Consider the following 21,576-nt stretch of genomic DNA (forward strand, 5'->3'; position numbering starts at 1 on the left):
TTGGAACCGGCCGAGTCCGTCGCTGCCCCGTGTGCCCGTTTTGAGGGCAATGACGGAATTGTCGGGACCTCCAGTCCGTTTCCACTCTCTCCCGCTCAGCGCGGCATGTGGTTCGCGCAACACTTGGCGCCGGACGTGCCGCTCACCATCGCCCAGTACGTGGAGGTGGACGGTGCGCTGGACGTCGACGCGCTCCGGCGGGCCAGCCAGGCCGCGGCCCGTGAGTTCGGGACGGGCATGCTGCGGATCGTCGAGCTCGACGCCGAGCCACACCAGGTCGTCGACTTCGCGCTGAGCGACGACGTCGAGCACCTCGACTTCCGGTCGGAGGCCGACCCCGCTGCGGCCGCGCACGGGTGGATGCGCGCCGAGTTCTCCACGCCCCTCGACCTGCTCTCGGACCGGTTGATCAAGGCGGCCACCCTCCGCATCGGAGACGGCCACTACTACTGGTACTGCCGCATCCACCACATCGTCCTCGACGGCTTCGGCGCGATGACCTTCATGAACCGGGTGGCCGAGCTGTACACGGCCTCGGCCACGGGCGCCGGCGCGACCCCCGCGCTCGCGGGGGACCTGCGGGCGGTCGCCCTGGCCGAGTCGGAGTACCGGGAATCCTCGCGTTTCCTGCGCGACCGCGAGTACTGGACGGCCAAGGCGAACGGCCTGCCGCCCGCGATCAGTCTCGCGGGGCGGCCCGCGCCGGCCGTGGCGCAGTCGCGGGTCGTGGGCGGACCGGCGATCGAGGAGGGCCCGATACCGGGCCGGGCCGATTCGGCGTTCACCCCGACCGCGGTCGCCGCGATGGCGGCCTACCTGTCGCTTCTGACCGGGGCGCAGGACGTCGTGCTGAGCCTGCCGGTCTCCGCTCGCACCACCGCGCTGCTCCGACGCTCGGGCGGCATGGTCTCGAACGTCGTCCCCCTCCGGGTGCGCATCGCACCGGAGACCACCGTCGGCGAGCTGATCGCGGCGATGCAGCTGGAACTGACCGGTGCCCTTCGCCACCAGCGCTACCGGCACGAGGACATCCGGCGCGACATCGGTGCCACCGCCGAACGTGGCTTCTTCGGGCCCGCGATCAACATCATGAACTTCCACTCGGAGATCCGGCTCGGCGCGCTCACCGGGCGGTTCCACGTGCTCAGCACCGGGCCCGTCGAGGATCTGTCGGTCAACATCTACCCGGCCGTCGCGGGATCCAGTTCGCGCATCGACTTCGAGGCGAACCCGGACCTCTACAGCGAGCGGGATCTCGCCGGGCACCGCGGGCGCTTCCTGGCCCTGCTCGCGGAGTTCCGGGGCGCCGACCCAGAGCAGAGGGTCTTCGACCTCGGCGTGCTGACGGGAACCGAGCGCGCGTCCCTGGTTCCCGCGCACGGCCCCGAGGCGCCCGCGCCTGCGCTGCTACCCGACCTGTTCGCCGCCGGGGTGCAGGCCAATCCGGACGGGGCCGCGCTGTACAGCGGTGACCGCACCCTGACCTACCGGGAGCTCGACGCGCAGGCGAACCGGCTGGCCCGCGCGCTGCTCGCCCGCGGCGTCGGACCAGGCGACTTCGTCGCGGTGTCGCTGCCGCGGTCGATCGAATCGATCGTGGCGGTGTGGGCGATCGCGAAGACCGGCGGCGCGTTCGTCCCGGTCGACCCGACCTATCCGGCGGAGCGGATCGCCCACATGGTCACCGATTCGGGCGCCGCGATCGGGATCACGGACCGGGCGGGCGAGGTCGCGCTGCCGGGCCCGGTGGACTGGCTCTCGCTCGATGATCCGGATCTCGGGGCGGAGTACGCGCTGCTGCCGGAGGGACCGGTGACCGGCGCCGACCGGCCCGCGCGGCTCACCGCCGCACACCCGGCCTACATGATCTACACCTCCGGGTCGACCGGTGCGCCGAAGGGCGTCGTCGTGACGCACGCGGGCCTCGCGCCCTTCGCCGCCGCGGCTCGGCCGGAGCTGGGTGTGAACACGCGATCGCGGGTGCTGCGGTTCTCCTCGTCGAGCTTCGACGCGTCGGTCTTCGAGATGGTGCAGGCGTTCAGCGCGGGCGCCGCCATGGTGATCGCTGCGCCCGAGGTCTACGGCGGCGCGGACCTGACCGCGCTGCTGCGGTCCGCACGCGTCACCCACATCATCTCGGCGCCCGCCGTGCTCGGGACCGTCGATGCCTCGTCGCTGGACGCGCTCGAGGCCGTCGTGGTCGGCGGCGACGTCTGCCCGCCGGAACTGGCCGACCGGTTCGGCGCCCGTTGCCGCTTCTTCAACACGTACGGTCCGACGGAGTCGACGATCATCATCACCTCGAGTGGCGCCCTCGTGGGTGCAGCCGAGGAGGCCGCGGAGGCTCGGGCCGTCACCATCGGCTCGCCGATCCAGGGTGCGCGGGCCGTGGTCCTCGACAAGTGGCTGCGCCCCGTCCCGGCGGGTGTGCCCGGCGAGCTGTACCTCGGCGGGCCCGGCCTGGCCCGCGGCTACCACCGCAGGCCCGACCTGACGGCCGCCCGCTTCGTCGCCGACCCGTTCGGGGGACAGGGCGACCGGCTGTACCGGACCGGCGACGTGGTGCGCTGGGAGCGCGGCGATGATGAGCGGTTCGCGCTGGAATACGTGGGGCGCAGCGACTTCCAGGTTCAGGTGCGAGGGTTCCGCATCGAACTCGGCGAGATCGACGCGGTGCTGTCCGCGCACGAGTCGGTGGACTTCGCCATCTCGGTTGCCCATCAACGGGATCCCGGCGGTTCGGTCCTCGTGTCGTACGTGCGGGTGCGGCCGGGGCATCCATTCGATGCCGCCGCTCTCGCCGCCTTCGCCGGGGACTTCCTGCCTGCGCACATGGTGCCGTCGCTGATCATCGCGCTGGACGCGGTGCCGCTCACACCCGCGGGCAAGGTGGACCGTGCCGCGCTGCCCGATCCGGACTTCCGTTCGGGCGCGGTGTCGTTCCGTGCGCCCTCGACCGCAGCCGAACAGGTGATCGCGGCCGCCGTCGCCGCGGTCCTGCACGTCGAGGCGGTCGGTGTCGACGAATCCTTCTTCGCCATGGGCGGCGACAGCATCATCGCGATCCAACTGGTCTCGCGGGTCAAGGCTGCCGGTCTGCTGATCACGCCCCGCGAGGTGTTCGAGCGCAAGACCGTTGCCGCGCTCGCCGAGGTGGCCCGCCGGGCCGACGACGAGCAGCGCGTCCGGTTGGCGGAGTTGCCCGGCGGTGGAGTCGGCTCGCTGCCGCTGACGCCCATCGCCAGGGGCGTCCTCGAGCGGGGCGGCAACATCGATCGCTTCTATCAGGCCGTCGCCCTCACCGTCCCAGCCGATCTCGACGAGGAACGCCTACGTCGCGTCGTCGGCGCCGTCGTCGACCACCACGATCTGCTTCGTTCGCGCCTGGACGGGGGCGACCTCGTGGTCGCGCCCGCAGGCGCCGTCGCGTCCGAGGGGATTGTCAGCAGGGTGCCGACCGCCACCCGGCCGGAAAGCCGGGAGTTCGACGCCGAGGTCACCGCGCAGTGCGAGGCCGCGGTCGGCAGGCTCGACGCGAGTGCCGGGGTGATGCTGCAGGTGGTCTGGGTCGACCCGGGTGCCGCGCCGGGCCGGATTCTCCTGGTGGCGCATCACCTGGTGATCGATGGGGTTTCCTGGCGAATCCTGGTTCCCGACCTCGCCGTGGCGTGGGAACAGGTCTCGGCCGGTCAGGCGCCCGCGCTCGCGCCGGTGGAGACATCCGCTCGCCGCTGGGCCCACGGCCTCGCCGAGGCGAGCGCGCGGCCCGAGCTGCTCGGAGAACTCGACGCCTGGCGCCGCATCCTCGACGGGCCGACCCCGCTGCTGGGTTCGCGCCCCCTCGACCCCACCGAGGACACGGGCGCCACCGTGCTCCGGGTACCGGTCGAGCTCTCGCCCGAGGTGACAGCCACCCTGCTCACCACGCTGCCGACGATCTACCGGGGCGGCGTCAACGACGGCCTGCTCACCGCGCTCGGTCTGGCCGTCGCGGCCTGGCGGCGCGGAACCGACGGCGAGGGCACGTCGCTGCTGCTCGCCCTCGAGGGGCACGGTCGTGAGGAGGATCTGCTTGCGGGGGCGGACCTCTCGCGCACGGTCGGCTGGTTCACCACCAGTTACCCGGTTCGGATCGGGCTGGACGGGGTCGACGTCGACGCCGCGCTCGCGGGGGGACCGGCCGCCGGCCGTGCGATCAAGGCGGTCAAGGAGCAGCTGCGCGGGGTGCCGGGCAGCGGTGCGGGCTTCGGGCTGCTGCGATACCGGCGCGAGGACACCGGTGCGGCGCTGGCGCAGTTCCCGGCACCGCAGGTGGGCTTCAACTACCTCGGCCGGATCGGCACCGCCGAACTGCCTGCCGAGCTGCGCGAGCGCGGCTGGATCCCCGTCGGCGACGCAGGCCTGAACGACGGCAGCGGCGCCGGGATGCCGGTGTCCCTTGCACTCGACATCAACGCGGTGGTCAGCGACGGCCCAGCGGGCGAGCAGCTCTCGGCCACCTTCGCTTTCCCGGCCGGGGTGCTCACGGAGCCGGAGGTGTCGGCGCTGGCGGGGCTGTGGCGCACCGCGCTCGAGGGGCTCGCCGCGCACGCGACGAGTGCGTCGGCGGGCGGGCTCACCCCCTCAGATGTGTCGCTCGTCGCGGTGGACCAGGCACAGATCGAGGCATGGGAGCGCAGCTCCGGTGCGCTGGAAGACATCTGGTCTCTCGCCCCGCTGCAGTCCGGTCTGCTCTTCCACGCCGGACTGATGGCCGACTCGGTCGACGTGTACACCGGTCAGATCGTGCTCGACCTCGGCGGTGAGGTGGACGCGGCCCGACTGGGTCGCGCCGCCGAGCGGCTGCTCGAGCGTCACGCGGCCCTGCGCGCCGGATTCGTCTACGACGCCGACGGCACTCCCGTCCAGCTGGTGCGGGCGACGGTCGACGTGCCGTGGCGCCAGGAGGACTGTGCCGCTGAGGTTTTCGGTGACCATGTGCGTGCGGTCGCCGAGGCGCAGCGGCTCGAGGCGTTCGACATGGCGGCGGCCCCGCTGCTGAGATTCGTGCTCGTCCGTTCCGATGCTCGCGCGTCACTGGTGATCACCAACCATCACATCCTGTTCGACGGCTGGTCGATGCCGCTGTTCGTCAAGGACCTACTCGTCCTCTACGCCACCGATGCGCCGCTGCCGATCCCGGCACGCCCCTACCGGCGTCACCTCGAGTGGCTCGCCGAGCGGGACCGAGAGGGTGCGGTCGCGGCGTGGACGCGTGCACTCGACGGGGCAACCGAACCGACCCGGCTGGCGGCCGGGCGGCCCGAGACCCGGTCGACCCCGCTGGAGACGGACGTCCCGGTGCCGGCCGAGCTCGCGGGCGAGGTCGCGGCCCTGGCCCGCGGCTGCGGCGTCACCGTCAACACCGTGATCCAGGCCGCGTGGGGAATCCTGCTGTCCGGCTACCTGTCCCGCGAGGATGTCGTATTCGGCGCGACCGTCTCCGGACGTCCGGCCGAACTGCCCGGAGTCGAGGAGACGCTGGGCCTGTTCATCAACACCATCCCGGTCCGGCTGCGGTTGACGGACACCGACACGGTTGCCACCCTGCTCGACCGGCTGCAGTCCGAGCAGGCGCGCCTGCTCGAGCACCATCACCTGGGAATGACGGAGATCCAGGCGGCGGCCGGGATCGGCGTGGACTTCGACACGCTGACGGTGTTCGAGTCCTACCCGATCGATCGGGCGGGATTCGACGAGACCACCGACATCGCCGGCATGCGGGTGCGCGGCATCGACGTCGCGGACGCCACGCACTACCCGGTGACGCTCGTGACGGTGCTCGAGCCCACCCTGCGGCTGACCCTCGAGTACGCGCCCGACGCATTCGCGGGCGAGGAGATCGACCGGATGTCCACCCGGCTCGCGGGCGTGCTCGCCGCGATGACCTCGGATGCCGGGCTCGCGGTCCGCGACCTCTCCCTGCTCACCGCGGGCGAACGCGAGCTCACCGTGCGGGCATGGAACGACACCGACCGCGACCACGACGACGCGACGTTGCCGGTGCTGCTCGACGCTGCCGCGGCCGGCACCCCTGACGCCGGCGCGCTCACCTTCGCGGGCCACACCGCCACTTTCGCCGAGTTCGATGCGGACGTGAACCGCCTTGCCCGCTGGCTGATCTCACGCGGGGTCGGCCCGGAATCCGTGGTCGGTGTGGCGATGCGCCGCTCGGCCGAGCAGATCGTCGCGATCCACGCCGTGGTGCGTGCGGGTGGTGCCTACCTGCCGATCGACCCGCAGCATCCCGAGACCCGCAACGCGTACGTGCTCGACAATGCCGCGCCCGCACTGGTTCTGACTGCAGGTGACGCGCTCGCCGGACACCCCACGGTGGTCCGGGTCGAGGACCTGGAGCTGTCCTCGTACGACCACGGCCCGATCGCCGACGCCGAGCGGACGGCTCCACTGCTCGCCGATGACATCGCGTACGTCCTCTACACCTCGGGCTCGACCGGCAGGCCCAAGGGCGTCGCCGTCACGCATCGCGCGATCGTCAACCGGCTGCGCTGGATGCAGGACAGTTACCCCATCGACGGGTGTGACGTGGTGGTGCAGAAGACCCCCGCCACCTTCGACGTCTCGGTGTGGGAACTGTTCTGGCCGCTCGCGACCGGGGCCCGGCTCGTCGTGGCCGAGCCGGACGGGCATCGGGACCCGGGATACCTGTCGGCATTGATCCGCGACGAGGGTGTCACCACCGCGCACTTCGTCCCGTCCATGCTGGAGGTCTTCCTCGAGCACGGCGACACCGCGGCGTGCGGATCGCTGCGGCAGGTGTTCGCGAGCGGAGAAGCGCTGCCCCGTGCCGCCGTGGTGCGCTTCCACGAGCGGCTCGGTGCTCACCTGCACAACCTCTACGGCCCCACCGAGGCCGCCGTGGACGTGACCTTCCACGAGACCGACCCGGCGCCGCCCGGCCCGGTGCCGATCGGCGCCCCGGTGTGGAACACGCGGGTGTACGTGCTCGACGCGCGGCTGCGCCCGGCGCCGATCGGGGTCGCAGGTGAGCTCTACCTCGCAGGAATCCAGCTGGCCCGCGGCTATGTCGGCAGGCCCGACCTCACCGCGGACCGGTTCGTGGCGAACCCGTTCGCGGCGGGGGAGCGGATGTACCGCACCGGCGACCTCGTGCAGTGGAACATCGCGGGCGAGCTGGAGTACCTGGGCCGCACCGACTTCCAGGTGAAGCTGCGCGGACAGCGCCTCGAGCTCGGCGAGATCGAGGCTGTGCTGCAGTCCGCACCCGGCGTCGCGTCGGCCGCCGTCGTTGTGCTCGGCACCGGAGAGACCGCGAGGCTGGTCGGCTACGTCACCACCTCGGGCGCCGAGCAGCCGGACCTCGACGCCCTGGCCGCACACGCGGCGGCCGAGCTGCCCGCCTACATGGTGCCCTCGTCCTTCGTACCGCTCGACGCGATGCCGCTCGGGCCCACCGGCAAGCTGGACCGCCGCGCCCTGCCCGAGCCCGTGTTCGCCGCGACGGCCTTCGAGGAACCGCGCACGCCTGCCGAACGCGCCGTGGCCCGGATCTTCGCCGACGTGCTCGATCGCGAGCGGGTCGGCGCCACCGACGGTTACGTCGAACTGGGCGGCAACTCGCTCACCGCGACAAGGGTGATGGCCCGGGTCAACGCCGAATTCGGCACCGGCCTCGGCGTGCGGGAACTGTTCGACGCGCCAACCGTTCGCGCCCTTGCGGCCGCCGCGACCGTCGCCAGGCGCGGCACCGCGCTGCCGGAACTGGTCGCGGGAGAACGCCCGGACCCGCTGCCGCTCTCGCCTGCCCAGCATCGGATGTGGCTGCTGAACCGATTCGATGCCGCCTCGGGCGCCTACAACATCGCGGTGGCGCTGCGGCTGTCCGGCGACCTCGACCCGGCCGCGCTCGCGGCCGCCGTCGCGGACGTCGTGGACAGGCACGAGGTGCTGCGCACCGTCTACCCGGACACCGGACACGGTCCGCGGCAGGCGATCCGCCCCGCCGCCGCGTCGATTGGCGGCACGGCCGCCGCGTCGATTGGCGGCACCGCCGCCGACCTGACGCCGCGGCCGACCGACCCCGACGAGGTGACCGTCACCGTGACCGCACTGGTCGCCGCCGGTTTCGACGTCACAGCCGAGGTGCCGCTGCGGGTACAGCTGCTGCGGGTGACCGAGCACGATCACGTGCTGGTGCTGGTCGTCCACCACATCGCTGCCGACGGCTGGTCGATGCGTCCGCTGGCCCGGGACGTGATGGCCGCGTATGTCGCCCGTGCGCAGGGCCTGATCCCGGCCTGGTCGCCGCTTCCCGTGCAGTACGCCGACTATGCACTGTGGAAGCGCGAGGCGCTCGGCGCCGAGCGCGATCCGTCCTCGCGCGCGGCGCGGCAGCTCGCGTACTGGACCGGCGCCCTCGCCGGCCTGCCCGAGCGACTGGAGCTGCCAACCGATCGCCCGCACCCCACGGTCGCCTCGCACCGCGGCGCGACCATGGACTTCACCCTCGACCCCGAGATCCACACGGCCGTAGCCGAACTCGCCCGCGCACACCGCGCAACCACCTTCATGGTGTGGCACGCGGCGTTGGCCGTGCTGCTGGCGCGATTGTCCGGAACCGCCGACATCGCGATCGGCACCCCCGTCGCAGGGCGCGGCGAGCAGGGTCTCGACGACCTGGTCGGCATGTTCGTCGGGACCCTGGTGCTGCGCACGCCCGTCGACGCTGGCGCCGCGTTCACCGATCTCCTCGACGCGTGCCGGGACACCGACCTCGACGCGTATGAACACGCCGACCTGCCGTTCGAGCGGCTTGTCGAGGTGCTCGCGCCTGCCCGCAGCACGGCGCACCATCCGCTGTTCCAGGTGGTGCTCTCGACCGACGATGTCGCGGAGACGAGCCTGGAACTGCCGGGGATCACCGCAACCGCACTGCCTCTTGACGCCGCGATCGCCAAGTTCGACCTGCACGTGGCGGTCGCGGGCGACCGGGTCACCTGGACGTACGCCACCGATCTGTTCGACGCCGACACCGTCGCAGGCCTCGCGGGCCGGCTCGGCCGGATCCTGCGGGCCGTGGCCACCGATCCGTCCGCGGTCGTCGGGGACATCGATCTGCGCGTCGAGTCCGAGCGGGCGGAACCCGCCCCCACCGAGGCGATCCCGACCCGCACCCTGCCCCGGATCCTGCGTGACGCTGTCGCGGCCGCGGGGGGCGGCACCGCGTTGGTCGGCGCCGACGGCGCGCTGTCCTACCAGGAGCTCGACGCCCGGTCGGACCGCCTCGCCTGGGCGTTGATCGGTCGCGGTGTCGGTCCGGAAACCGTTGTCGCGATGGCCGTCCCGCGGTCCGAGCGCTCGGTGCTCGCGGTGTGGGCCATCGCCAAGACCGGGGCGGCCTTCGTGCCGGTCGACCCGACCTATCCGGCCGAGCGGATCGCGCACATGCTCGCCGACTCCGGCGCGAGACTCGGGCTGACCGACGCGGGCACGGTCGACGCGTTGCCGGTGACGGTGGACTGGCTGCGGGTCGACGACGACACCGACGGCGGAAGGCCCGCACTCTCGGACGCTCCGATCACCGATGCCGACCGCACGGCGCCGTTGCTGGCGCATCATCCCGCCTACGTCATCTACACATCCGGGTCGACGGGCGTGCCCAAGGGCGTCGTCGTCACCCATGCGGGTCTCGCCGCGCTCGCCGCCGAACAGGTGCAGCGCTACCGGCTCGACAACACCAGCCGCACCCTGCATTTCGCATCGCCGAGTTTCGACGCGTCGATCCTCGAACTGCTCATGGCCGTCGGTGCCGGCGCCGCGATGACCGTGGTGCCGTCCGGCGTGTACGGCGGGGCGGAGCTGGCCGCGGTCATGCGCGAGACGGGCGTGACGCACGCCTTCGTGACCCCGGCGGCGCTGGCCACCCTGGACCCCGCCGCGCTGCCTGAGGTGCACACCGTGATCGTCGGCGGCGATGCCTGCGACCCGGCGCTGGTCCGGCGCTGGGCGCCGGGTCGGCGGATGTTCAACGCCTACGGGCCCACCGAGTCGACCGTGGTGGCGACGCTGTCCGGGCCGATGAGCGCGGGCGATCCGGTGCGTATCGGCGGACCGATCCGGGGCACCACCGCGCTGATCCTCGACACCCGCCTGCACCCGGTGCCCGGCGGTGCGATCGGCGAGCTGTACCTGGCGGGCGAGGCCCTCGCCCGCGGCTACCGGGGCCGCGCGGGGCTGACCGCCGAGCGCTTCGTCGCCGACCCCCACGGCTCGGGCACCAGGCTGTACCGCACCGGCGACCTGGCCCGCCGCGGCCGCTCGGGGGAGCTCGAATACCTGGGCCGCACAGACCATCAGGTGAAGGTGCGCGGGTTCCGGATCGAGCTCGGCGAGATCGATGCCGCCCTCTCGTCCCACACCGACGTCGAGTTCGCGGTCACCGTCGCGCATCGCGCCGAGTCCGGGACGACCGCGCTCGTCGCCTACGTGACGGCGGCGGGTGAACTCGATACCAGCGGCCTGCTCGCGCACGTCGGACGGCTGCTGCCCGCGTACATGGTGCCCGCCACCGTGACGGTGCTCGACGAGATCCCGACCACCCCGGCGGGCAAGGTCGATCGCCGAGCCTTGCCGGAGCCCGTGTTCGACGCCGCCCCGCACATCGAACCCCGCTCCGCCGCCGAGCGACTCGTCGCTGCCGTCGTCGCCGAGGTCCTCGGCGCCGATAGGGTCGGCGCACTGGACGATTTCTTCACCCTCGGTGGCACCTCGCTCTCCGCGACGCGGGTGATCGGCAGGCTCAACGAGACCGCGGGCACCGCGCTCGCCGTGCGGACGATCTTCGAGGCACCGACCGTCGCCGCGCTCGCGGTCGAGTTCGAGGCGGCCGAGCGGACCGAGCGGCCCGCGCTGGCGGCAGGACCGCGCCAGGAGCGGATCCCGCTCTCGCCCGCGCAATCGCGGATGTGGATCCTCAACAGGTACGACCCAGAGTCCGTCGCGTACAACATCCCGTTGGTGCTCCGGCTGACCGGTGAACTCGACACCGACGCGCTGGGCGCGGCGGTCCGTGACGTCCTCGAGCGCCATGAGGCGCTGCGCACCGTGTTCCCCGAGGACGCCGACGGACCCGTCCAGCGGGTTCTCGCCGCGGACGAGGCGCCGCTGATCCTGACCCCCTCCTCCGTCGGCGACGAGGCCGGACTCCGCGCGGCCGTGTTGGCGGAGCTGTCAGGAGGATTCGACGTCACCACGTCGATCCCGCTGCGTGGCAGCCTGTTCCGGCTGTCCGATACCGAGCACGTGCTGGCGGTCGTGGTGCACCACATCGCGGCGGACGGTGCGTCCATGGCACCGCTTGCGCGTGACCTGGTCGCCGCCTACACGGCGCGGGCCGCGGGATCGACGCCTCGGTGGGTTCCGCTGCCGGTGCAGTACCCCGACTACAGCCTGTGGCAGCACCGGCTGCTCGGCGACGAGGCCGACCCGGCCTCGCGCGCCGGGGAACAGGCTCGGTACTGGCGTGACCGGCTCGCCGGTGCGCCCGAACTGCTCGAGCTGCCGACGGACCGTCCCCGGCCGGCGATGGCGTCGCTGCGCGGTGACACCACCGCGTTGCCGCTGGACGCCGAGCTCACGGCGGCGCTCGCCGCACTCGGTCGCGAGCACGGGGCCACGCTCTTCATGGTGGTCCACGCAGCGTTGGCCGTGCTGTTGGCGCGCCTGGGCGCCACCGACGACGTGGTGGTCGGTACCCCGATCGCAGGCCGCGGGGAGCGGGCGCTCGACGACCTGGTCGGAATGTTCGTCGGCACGCTCGCCCTGCGCACCCCGGTCGACCGCGGACGCGGCTTCGGGGATCTGCTCGGGCGGGTGCGCGAGGGCGACCTGGCCGCCTACGAGAACGCCGATCTGCCCTTCGAGCGACTGATCGACCTGCTGCAACCGGTCAGGTCCCAGGCATACGCCCCGATATTCCAGGTGGCGCTGTCGCAGGAGCAGGACGGTCTCACCGAGCTGGCCCTGCCGGGATTGACCATCGCGGCAGAGGATCTCGGGATCGTTCCTGCGAAGTTCGACCTCCAGCTGACGCTGCGTTCGGAGGCGGGGACCGAGCTGCCGACCGCGATCGTGTGGACCTACGCCACCGACCTGTTCGACCGAGCCACCGTGGACACCTTCGCGGCGATGCTCGGACGCATCCTGCGCGCCGTCGTCGCCGACCCGTCCGTCGTGGTCGGCGACATCGACCTGCTCGGTGACGGCGCCGCGACAGGCGCTGCGGCGCTGTCGGGTCCGCAGGCCGTTGCCGCGCGGACCCTGCCCGAGATCGTGACCGCGGGCGTCGGCCGGGGCGAAACCGCGCTGGTGTCCGCGGCGGGCGAGATGACCTACGCCGAGCTGGACCGCCGCTCGAACAGGCTGGGGCGGGTGCTGATCGACCGCGGCGCCGGCCCCGAGACCGTCGTCGCGATCGCCTTGCCGCGCACCGCCGACGCGGTCGTCGCGATGTGGGCGGTCGCGAAGACCGGCGCCGCTTTCGTGCCCGTCGACCCCACCTATCCGGCCGAGCGGATCGAGCACATGCTCACCGATTCCGGTGCCGCACTGGGGCTGACCGATGCGGTCACCGCGTCGGGTCTGCCCGGTTCGGTGCACTGGGTTCCCGTCACCGACGCACCGGGGGAGTCGGACGCGCCGATCGCCGACGTCGACCGGATCCGGCCGCTGCGCGCCGGGCATCCCGCGTACCTGATCTACACGTCCGGGTCTACGGGAATGCCGAAGGGCGTCACCGTGACCCACACCGGCCTGGCCGCCTTCACCGCGGACGCCAGGCCGGAGCTGGGCACCGACGCGTCCTCGCGGGTGCTGCGGCTGTCCTCTGCCAGCTTCGACGCTTCGCTGTTCGAGATGATCCAGGCGTTCAGTGCAGGCGCGACCATGGTGGTCGTCCCGCCGGAGGTGACCGGGGGCGACGAGCTCACCGAGCTGATGCGCGCCCAGCGGGTGAGCCACGTGCTCACCGCACCTGCCGCGATGACCACCGTCGACCCCTCGGTGCTCCCCGACCTGCGGACCGTCGTGGTCGGTGGCGAGGTGTGCCCGCCGCAGCTCGTAGAGCGGTTCGGCCCCGGGCGCCGGTTCGTCAACAGCTACGGCCCCACGGAGACCACCATCGTCGTGACGATGGGCGGCGCGTTGTCCCCCGGCGACCAGATCTCCATCGGCACACCGCTCGACGGCGCCCAGGCTCTGGTACTGGACCCGCGGCTGCGGCCGGTACCCGGCGGTGTCACGGGTGAGCTGTACCTGTCGGGCCCCGGGCTGGCCCGCGGCTATCACGGCCGCCCCGCGCTGACCGCCGAACGCTTCGTCGCGCACCCGTCGGTCGCGGGTGAGCGCCTCTACCGCACCGGGGACCTGGTGCGCCTGACGGCGGGCGAGCTGCACTACGTCGGCAGGGCCGACGCGCAGGTGAAGCTGCGCGGCCTGCGGATCGAACTGGGCGAGGTCGAGGCCGCGCTCTCCCGGCATCCCGGCGTGCGGGTCGCGGCGGCCACCGTGCACCGGCACCCGACGCTCGGCGAGCAGCTCGTCGGCTACGTCGTCACGGTCGACGGCGGGCTGCCCGACGCGGCCGAGATCCTCGCGGCGGCGTCGGTGGTGCTGCCGCGCGCACTCGTCCCTGCCGCGGTGGTGGCAATCGAGCGCCTGCCGCTGACCCCGGCAGGCAAGGTGGACCGGAAGTCGCTGCCCGCGCCGACCTTCGAGTCCCGAGCCGACTACCGCGCGCCGTCCACCGAGGCAGAACTCGTGGTGGCGAGGGTGATCGCGGAGGTGCTCGGAGCGGAGCGGGTCGGCGCCGACGACAGCTTCTTCGACCTCGGCGGGAACTCGCTGTCGGCGACCAGGGTGATCGCGCGGCTGCGCGAGCACGGCGCCGCCGCGCTCGGCGTGCGCGCGCTGTTCGATGCGCCCACCGTCGCAGGACTGGCCGCCGCACTCGATGCGGCCGCCACCGACCCCGGTGCGGCCGCACCTCTCCTGCGGGCCCGACTGCGCCCCGAGCTGATCCCGTTGTCCCCGGCGCAGAACCGGATGTGGTTCCTCAACCGATTCGACACCGCGTCGGCGGCGGACAACCTGCCGTTGGCGGTTCGCCTGTCCGGCGCCCTGGATGCCGCCGCGCTGGAGGTGGCGGTCCGCGACGTTCTCGAGCGGCACGAGTCGCTGCGCACCCGGTACCCCGATTCCGGGTCGGGACCGCATCAGGAGATCCTGCCCGCCGCGTCGATCGACCTCGACCTGTCACCGGTAGCGGTGACGGAACAGCAGGTGCTGCAGCGGATCCTGACGCTCGCGTCCGATGGATTCGATGTCGCCGTCGAGGCGCCGCTGCGGGCCGCTCTGTTCGTCATCGGACCGGACGAGCACGTCCTGACGGTTGTCGTCCACCACATCGCGGCCGACGGATTCTCGCTCGCACCACTGGTCAGGGACGTGATGGTCGCGTACGCGGCCAGGTCGGGGGGAGCGGCGCCGCAGTGGCCTCCGCTCGCGATCCAGTACGCCGACTACAGCCTCTGGCAGCGAGAACTGCTCGGCGACGAGAGCGATCCCGGTTCGGAGATCACCCGGCACATCGACTACTGGCGGGCCGAGCTCGACGACCTGCCCGACCTGCTCGCGCTGCCGGCCGACCGCCCACGGCCGTCGCGCCAGTCCTACCGCGGTAGCGAGTTCCACTTCTCGATCGCCGCCGACACCCACCGGCGGCTGCAGGAGCTGGCGACCGCGCGCGGCGCGAGCCTGTTCATGGCGACACACGCCGCCTTCGCGCTGCTGCTCGGACGGCTCTCGAACAGTGCCGACATCGCGATCGGTTCGCCCATCGCGGGTCGGGGCGAGGCGTCGCTGGACGATGTCGTCGGCATGTTCGTCAACACCTTGGTCCTGCGGACCCGCATCGACGGGGGCGAGAGCTTCGAGGAGTTGCTCGGCCGCACGCGCGAGTCCGACCTCGGGGCGTTCTCGCACGCGAACCTGCCCTTCGAGCGGCTGGTGGAGGTACTCGATCCGAACCGATCGACCGCCAGGCATCCGCTGTTCCAGGTGGCGCTGTCCTTCCAGAACCTCACGCCGACCAGCTTCACCCTGCCCGGGCTCGAGGTCGCCCAGATCGAAGCGGATCTGCAGGCGGCGAAGTTCGATCTGCACCTGACGATGACGGAGCGGCCCGAGGGCGGAATCGCCGCATCGCTGACGTACGCGACGGATCTGTTCGACGAGTCGACCGTGGCGGGGTTTGCGGAGCGGTTCGTTCGGGTCCTGGAGACGGTGTCGTCGGATCCGACCGTCGTGGTCGGCGACGTCGACGTGCTGGGCGACCTGGAGTGGCGTGAGCTGGTCGAGGCACAGAATCTGACCGGGCACGACGTTGCGGACGAGTTGTTGCTGGACGGGTTCGGTGCCAGGGCGGTGGCGACTCCGGACGCGGTTGCGCTGGTGTTCGAGGGTGAGTCGCTGACGTATGCGCAGTTCGCCGCGCGGGTGAACCGGTTGGCCCGGTTCCTGATCGGCGAAGGTGTTGGCCCGGAATCGTTGGTGGCCTTGGGAATGCGCCGTTCACTCGATCTGGTGGTCGGGATGTACGCGGTGCTCGCCGCCGGTGGCGGGTATGTGCCGGTGGATCCGGATCATCCGGCGGAGCGGATCGGGTACATCCTGGACGCGGCCGATCCGGTGTGCGTGTTGTCCACCGAGCGAGACGGTTTCGAGGTGGCGGGGGAGAGGTCTGTCTTCCTGATCGACACCCTCGATCTGGCCGGGATCGACTCCTCTCCCCTCGCTGATTCGGAGCGGCGAGCGGCCGTGCTCCCGGATGACCTCGCATATGTGATCTTCACGTCGGGTTCGACGGGCAGGCCGAAGGGCGTCGCGGTCTCGCATCGGGCGATCGTGAACCAGATCGCCTGGATGTCGGACCAGTACGGTCTCGACGCGTCGGACGTGTACCTGCAGAAGACCGCAACGACGTTCGACGTCTCGCTGTGGGGGTATTTCCTGCCCCTGTGGGCTGGCGCGACACTCGTTCTCGCGACCGCGGACGGGCACCGGGACCCGGCCTACCTTGCCGGCGTCATCCGGGAGCGAGGTGTGACGGCCACGGACTTCGTGCCGTCGATGCTGTCGGTCTTCACCGCGGCCGTGTCCCGTGCGGACCTCGTTTCGCTGCGCCACGTGTTCGTGATCGGTGAGGCGTTGCCCGCGGCAACCGTTGACGACTTCACTCGTGTCTCGGGTGCGCGGGTGCACAACCTGTACGGACCGACCGAGGCGGCGGTGTCGATCACCCACGCCGACGTCACCGGGGCCACGGCGGGTGGTTCGGTGTCGATCGGTGTGCCGGAGTGGAACTCGCGGGTCTACGTGCTGGATTCGCGGCTGCACCCGGTGTCCGCGGGTGTGCCGGGTGAGCTCTACCTCGCGGGCGTGCAGCTGGCCCGCGGCTACGTCGGTCGGGTGGATCTGACGAGTGACTGTTTCGTGGCCGACCCGTTCTCCACGTCCGGTGAGCGGATGTACCGCACCGGCGACCTGGTGCGCTGGAGCGGCGACGGTGGCCTGGAGTACATCGGTCGCACCGACTTCCAGGTGAAGTTCCGTGGTCAGCGGATCGAGTTGGGTGAGATCGAGACGGCGCTGCAGTCGCACGAGGGTGTGCTCGGTGCCGCGGTCCTTGTCGTCCCGACGGCAACGGGGGATCGGCTGGTCGCATACGTGGTCCCCGCGCCGGGCGTGGTTCTCGACGCCGCGGACCTGAAGGCTCATGCCTCCGCCTCGCTGCCGAGCTACATGCTGCCCGAGGCGATCGTGCTGCTCGGGGAGTTCCCGCTGAACACCTCCGGCAAGCTGGACCGGAAGGCGTTGCCCGCGCCGGTGTTCGAGGCGAAGTTGTTCCGTGCTCCGTCCACTCCGACCGAACGGGTCGTGGCGGAGGTGTTCGCGGAGGTCCTCGGCGCCCCGCGGGTCGGTGCCGACGACGACTTCTTCGCGCTCGGCGGCAACTCGCTGGTCGCGACGCAGGTGGCGGCACGACTGTCCCGGGCCCTGGACGTGCCGGTGCCGGTGCGCGAGTTGTTCGAGGTCCCAACGGTCGAGGCGCTGGCCGCGCGGCTCGCCCCCGGTGCGGGGACCGGTGCCAGGCCCGCCCTGGTCGCGGGGCCCCGGCCGGACCGGATCCCGCTGTCGCAGGCGCAGTCCCGGATGTGGTTCCTCAACCGGTTCGACCCCGAGTCGTCGGCGTACCACATCCCGGTGGTCTTGCGGCTGTCCGGCGAACTCGACGTGGCGGCGCTGCAGGCCGCGGTCGCGGACGTGGTGGCCCGGCACGAGGTGCTCCGCACCGTCTACCCGGACCACGATGGGTCCGGACACCAGGTGGTGCTCGCCGCCTCGGCGGGCGCCGCCCCGCTGACCCCCGTGACGGTCACGGCGCACGAGTTGGCCGAGACGATCGGCACGCTGGTGCGCACCCCGTTCGACGTGACCGCAGAGGTCCCGCTGCGGGCGCGGCTGCTGCGCGTGACAGAGGATGCCGACCACGTGCTCGTCGTCGTGGTCCACCACATCGCCGCGGACGGCTTCTCGACCGGACCACTGGTCCGGGACGTGGCGCTGGCCTACGCCTCCCGTGCCAACGGGACGGCGCCGTCCTGGGCGCCGCTGCCCGTGCAGTACGCCGACTTCGCGCTGTGGCGCGCGGCGGTGCTCGGCTCCGAGTCCGACCGGGACAGCGTGATCTCGCGGCAACTCGACCACTGGCGCACCGCGCTCGCGGGTTTGCCTGATGTGCTCGAACTGCCGCTGGACCGCCCGCGTCCCGCGGTCGCGTCCAACCGCGGTGCCACCCACACCCTCACGCTTGGGGCCCCGCTGCACAGGGCGATCGAGTACCTGGCCCAGGCACACGGCGCCACTGCGTTCATGGTCGTGCACGCGGCACTGGCAGCATTGCTGGCGCGGTTCTCCGGGACCGAGGACATCGCGATCGGCACCCCGATCGCCGGTCGAGGTGAGGCCGAGCTCGACGACCTGATCGGCATGTTCGTCGGCACCCTGGTGCTACGCACGCGGGTCGACGCGGGCACCGAGTTCGCGGAGCTGCTCGGCCTGGTGCGCGAGAACGACCTGGCCGCATTCGACAACGCCGACGTGCCCTTCGAACGGCTCGTCGAGGTGCTCGATCCGGTTCGCTCGCAGTCGCATTCACCCCTTTTCCAGGTGAGTCTCACCTACCAGAACATGGTCCACCCGGAGCTCGAACTCGGGGACCTCCGGATCGCACCGCTCGACCTGCCGCTCGACACCACGCAGTTCGACCTCGACGTCGTGTGCGTGGACGCCAGGGACGAGGCCGGGCGTCCGGCGGGTCTCGATCTGCACCTGACCTATGCGACGGACTTGTTCGACGCCGCCACCGCGGCGCGACTCGGCGACGGATTCGCGGTCCTGCTCGCCGCCGCGGCCGCCAACCCGCGAACCGCCGTTGGCGACCTCGACGTCGAGGACCCCGCCGCCCGCACCGCCGCCCACGCTTCCTGGAACGCGACCGCGCGGCCCGCCGAGCCCACGACCCTCGCGGATCTGCTCGCCGTCCGCGCCGCCGACAGCCCCGAGGCGACGGCTGTCGTGTTCGAGGACGAGCGGCTCTCGTACCGCGAGTTCGACGCCCGCGTCAGCAGGCTGGCCCGGCACCTGATCGAGCGGGGGGTGGGCCCGGACACCCTGGTGGGACTGGCGACCGAGCGGTCGGTGGCGATGCTGACCGCGATGCACGCCATCGTGCGGGCGGGCGGCGCGTACGTGCCGATCGATCCCGAGCACCCGGCCGACCGGATCTCCTACGTGCTGGAGTCGGCGGCGCCTGCGCTGGTGCTCACCGACAGCAGGCACCGGTGCGTGCTGCCCGAGACGGTCGAGTGCCTGCTCCTGGATCAGTTGGAACTCGATTCCGTCGACGACGGGCCGGTCACCGACGACGAGCGGAACGCGCCGCTGCGACCGGAGCACATCGCGTACGTGATCTACACGTCCGGCTCGACGGGACGCCCGAAGGGTGTGGCCGTGTCGCATGCCGCGATCGTGAACCAGTTGGGTTGGCTCGCGGACGAATACGACGTGACTGCCGTCGACCGGATCATGCAGCGGGCGCCGTTCACCTTCGATGTCTCGGTGTGGGAGTGCTTCCTGCCGCTGACGGTCGGTGCCCAGCTCGTGATCACCCGGCCGGGTGGGCATCGGGAGCTGGACTACCTGGCGTCGATCATGCGTGAGCACGGGATCACGATCGCCGAGTTCGTGCCCTCCGTCTTGGCGGCGCTGATCGCCGAGGGCGAGGGCGGCGCGCTGTCCTCGCTGCGGCACCTGTTCGCTGGCGGCGAGGAGCTCACCCCCGAACTCGCCGCGCAGCTGGGGCAGTGCACCACGGGCGCGGTCCACAACACCTACGGTCCGACCGAGGCCGCGATCACCACCACGTTCCACCAGATCGCCGGTCCGGTCACGGGTTCCGTGCCGATCGGTCGGCCGGTGTGGAACACCAGCGCCCACGTGCTCGACGCCCGGCTGCGGCCGGTGCCCGTCGGCGTTCCTGGCGAGCTGTACCTGGCCGGGCACCAGCTCGCCCGCGGCTACCACGGCCGTGTCGACCTGACCGCCGACCGCTTCGTGGCCAACCCGTTCGAGCCGGGTGACCGGATGTACCGCACCGGCGACCTGGTCAAGCGGAGCCGGGACGGCAGCCTGATCTACCTCGGCCGCACCGACTTCCAGGTCAAGATCCGCGGTCTGCGGATCGAGCTCGGTGAGATCGAGTCGGCGCTCGCCGCGCAGCCCGGGGTCGCGCAGGCCGCGGTGTCTGCCGTCGACGACCGCTTGATCGGGTACGTCGTCGGGGCGGGAGCGCCGCCCGACCCGTTGGTGCTGACGGCTGCGCTCGCCGGGCGGTTGCCCGGGTACATGGTGCCTGCCGCGATCCTGGTGCTGGACGAGTTCCCGCTGGCCACCGCGGGCAAGCTCGACCGGAAGGCGCTGCCGCGGCCGGTGTTCGAGGCCGCGGAGTTCCGGGCACCGACCACCGAGTCCGAGATCCTGGTCGCGGCGGTGTTCGGCGACGTCCTCGGTGCCGAGCCGGTCGGCGCGGACGACAGCTTCTTCGACCTCGGTGGCAACTCGCTGTCCGCGACCCGGGTGATCGGGCGGGTCAACGCGGCGACGGGCGCCACTCTGGCACTGCGCACCGTGTTCGAGGCCCCGACCGTCGCCGCGCTCGCCTCGGTCGTCGACGCGGCGCGGCGCACCGACCGCCCCGCACTGGTGGCGGTCCCGCGCCCCGACCGGATTCCGTTGTCGTTGGCCCAGACCCGGATGTGGTTCCTCAACCGGTTCGATCCCGAATCGGCGGCGTACAACATTCCGCTGGCGATCCGGTTGACCGGCGAGCTGGACGCCCTGGCGCTGCGGCAAGCCGTGCTGGACGTGCTCGAGCGGCACGAATCGCTGCGCACCGTGTACCCGGACGACGGCCAGGGTCCGGTACAGGTGATCCTGCCCACCGATGCGGTCGCGATGGACCTGGCTCCCGTCGACGTCTCGCCGGACCAGCTGTTCGACCGGGTACTGGACGTCCTCGGCCGGGGCTTCGACGTCACCGCCGCAGTGCCGATCCGCGGCGTCCTGCTGCGCGATGCCGCGGCCGCCGACGTGCACGTCCTGGTCATGGCCGTGCACCACATCTCGGGCGACGGGTTCTCGACCGGCCCCCTGACCAGGGACGTGATGCTCGCCTACGCCGCACGCAGTGCCGGCAGGACTCCGGTGTGGCAGCCACTGCCGGTGCACTACGCGGACTTCACGCTCTGGCAGCGCGCGGTTCTGGGGGACGAGAACGACCCGGATTCGCTTGCCGCGCACCAGCTCGGGTACTGGACGCGAACCTTGGCAGGCCTGCCCGACGTGCTGGAGCTGCCGCTGGACCGTCCGCGTCCGCCCGTGGCATCGAATCGCGGCGCCGCGCACGCATTCACCGTCGATGCCGACGTGCACGCGGGGGTCGAGGCACTGGCACGAGATCACGGCGCGACCCCGTTCATGGTCGTGCACGCGGCGCTGGCTGCGACGCTGTCGCGATTCGGTGCGGGCACGGACATCGCGATCGGTACCCCGGTGGCCGGCCGCGGCGATGCCGCGCTCGACGACCTGGTGGGCATGTTCGTCGGCACGCTGGTGCTGCGCACCGAGGTTCGGCCGGACGCCGGCTTCACCGAGTTACTCGGACGGGTTCGCGAAGGCGACCTCGCGGCCCTCGACAACGCGGACATTCCGTTCGAGCGGCTCGTCGAGGTGCTCGACCCGGCGCGCTCGCAGGCGTACTCGCCTCTGTTCCAAGTGAGCCTGGCGTTCCAGAACCTCGATGAGACCGAGCTCGAGCTCGGTGGCCTGCGGATCGAGGCGCTCGAGTCGCCGGTGTCGGTCACCCAGTTCGACCTCGAC

Annotated in this window: 1 protein-coding gene (running past one end of the window); it reads left to right on the forward strand. The window is 71.8% G+C overall.

The window, feature by feature from the left end:
* A protein-coding gene (locus tag ACWFRB_RS04175; RefSeq protein WP_452639060.1) for a non-ribosomal peptide synthase/polyketide synthase crosses the window boundary here: on the forward strand, nt 1-21,576 show its 5' portion. 5,934 nt of this gene lie beyond the right edge of the window; the window shows 21,576 of its 27,510 coding nt (coding positions 1-21,576); it begins with the start codon at nt 1-3; its stop codon lies off the right edge, out of view.

The sequence above is a fragment of the Rhodococcus sp. NPDC055112 genome (genome assembly GCF_053607505.1).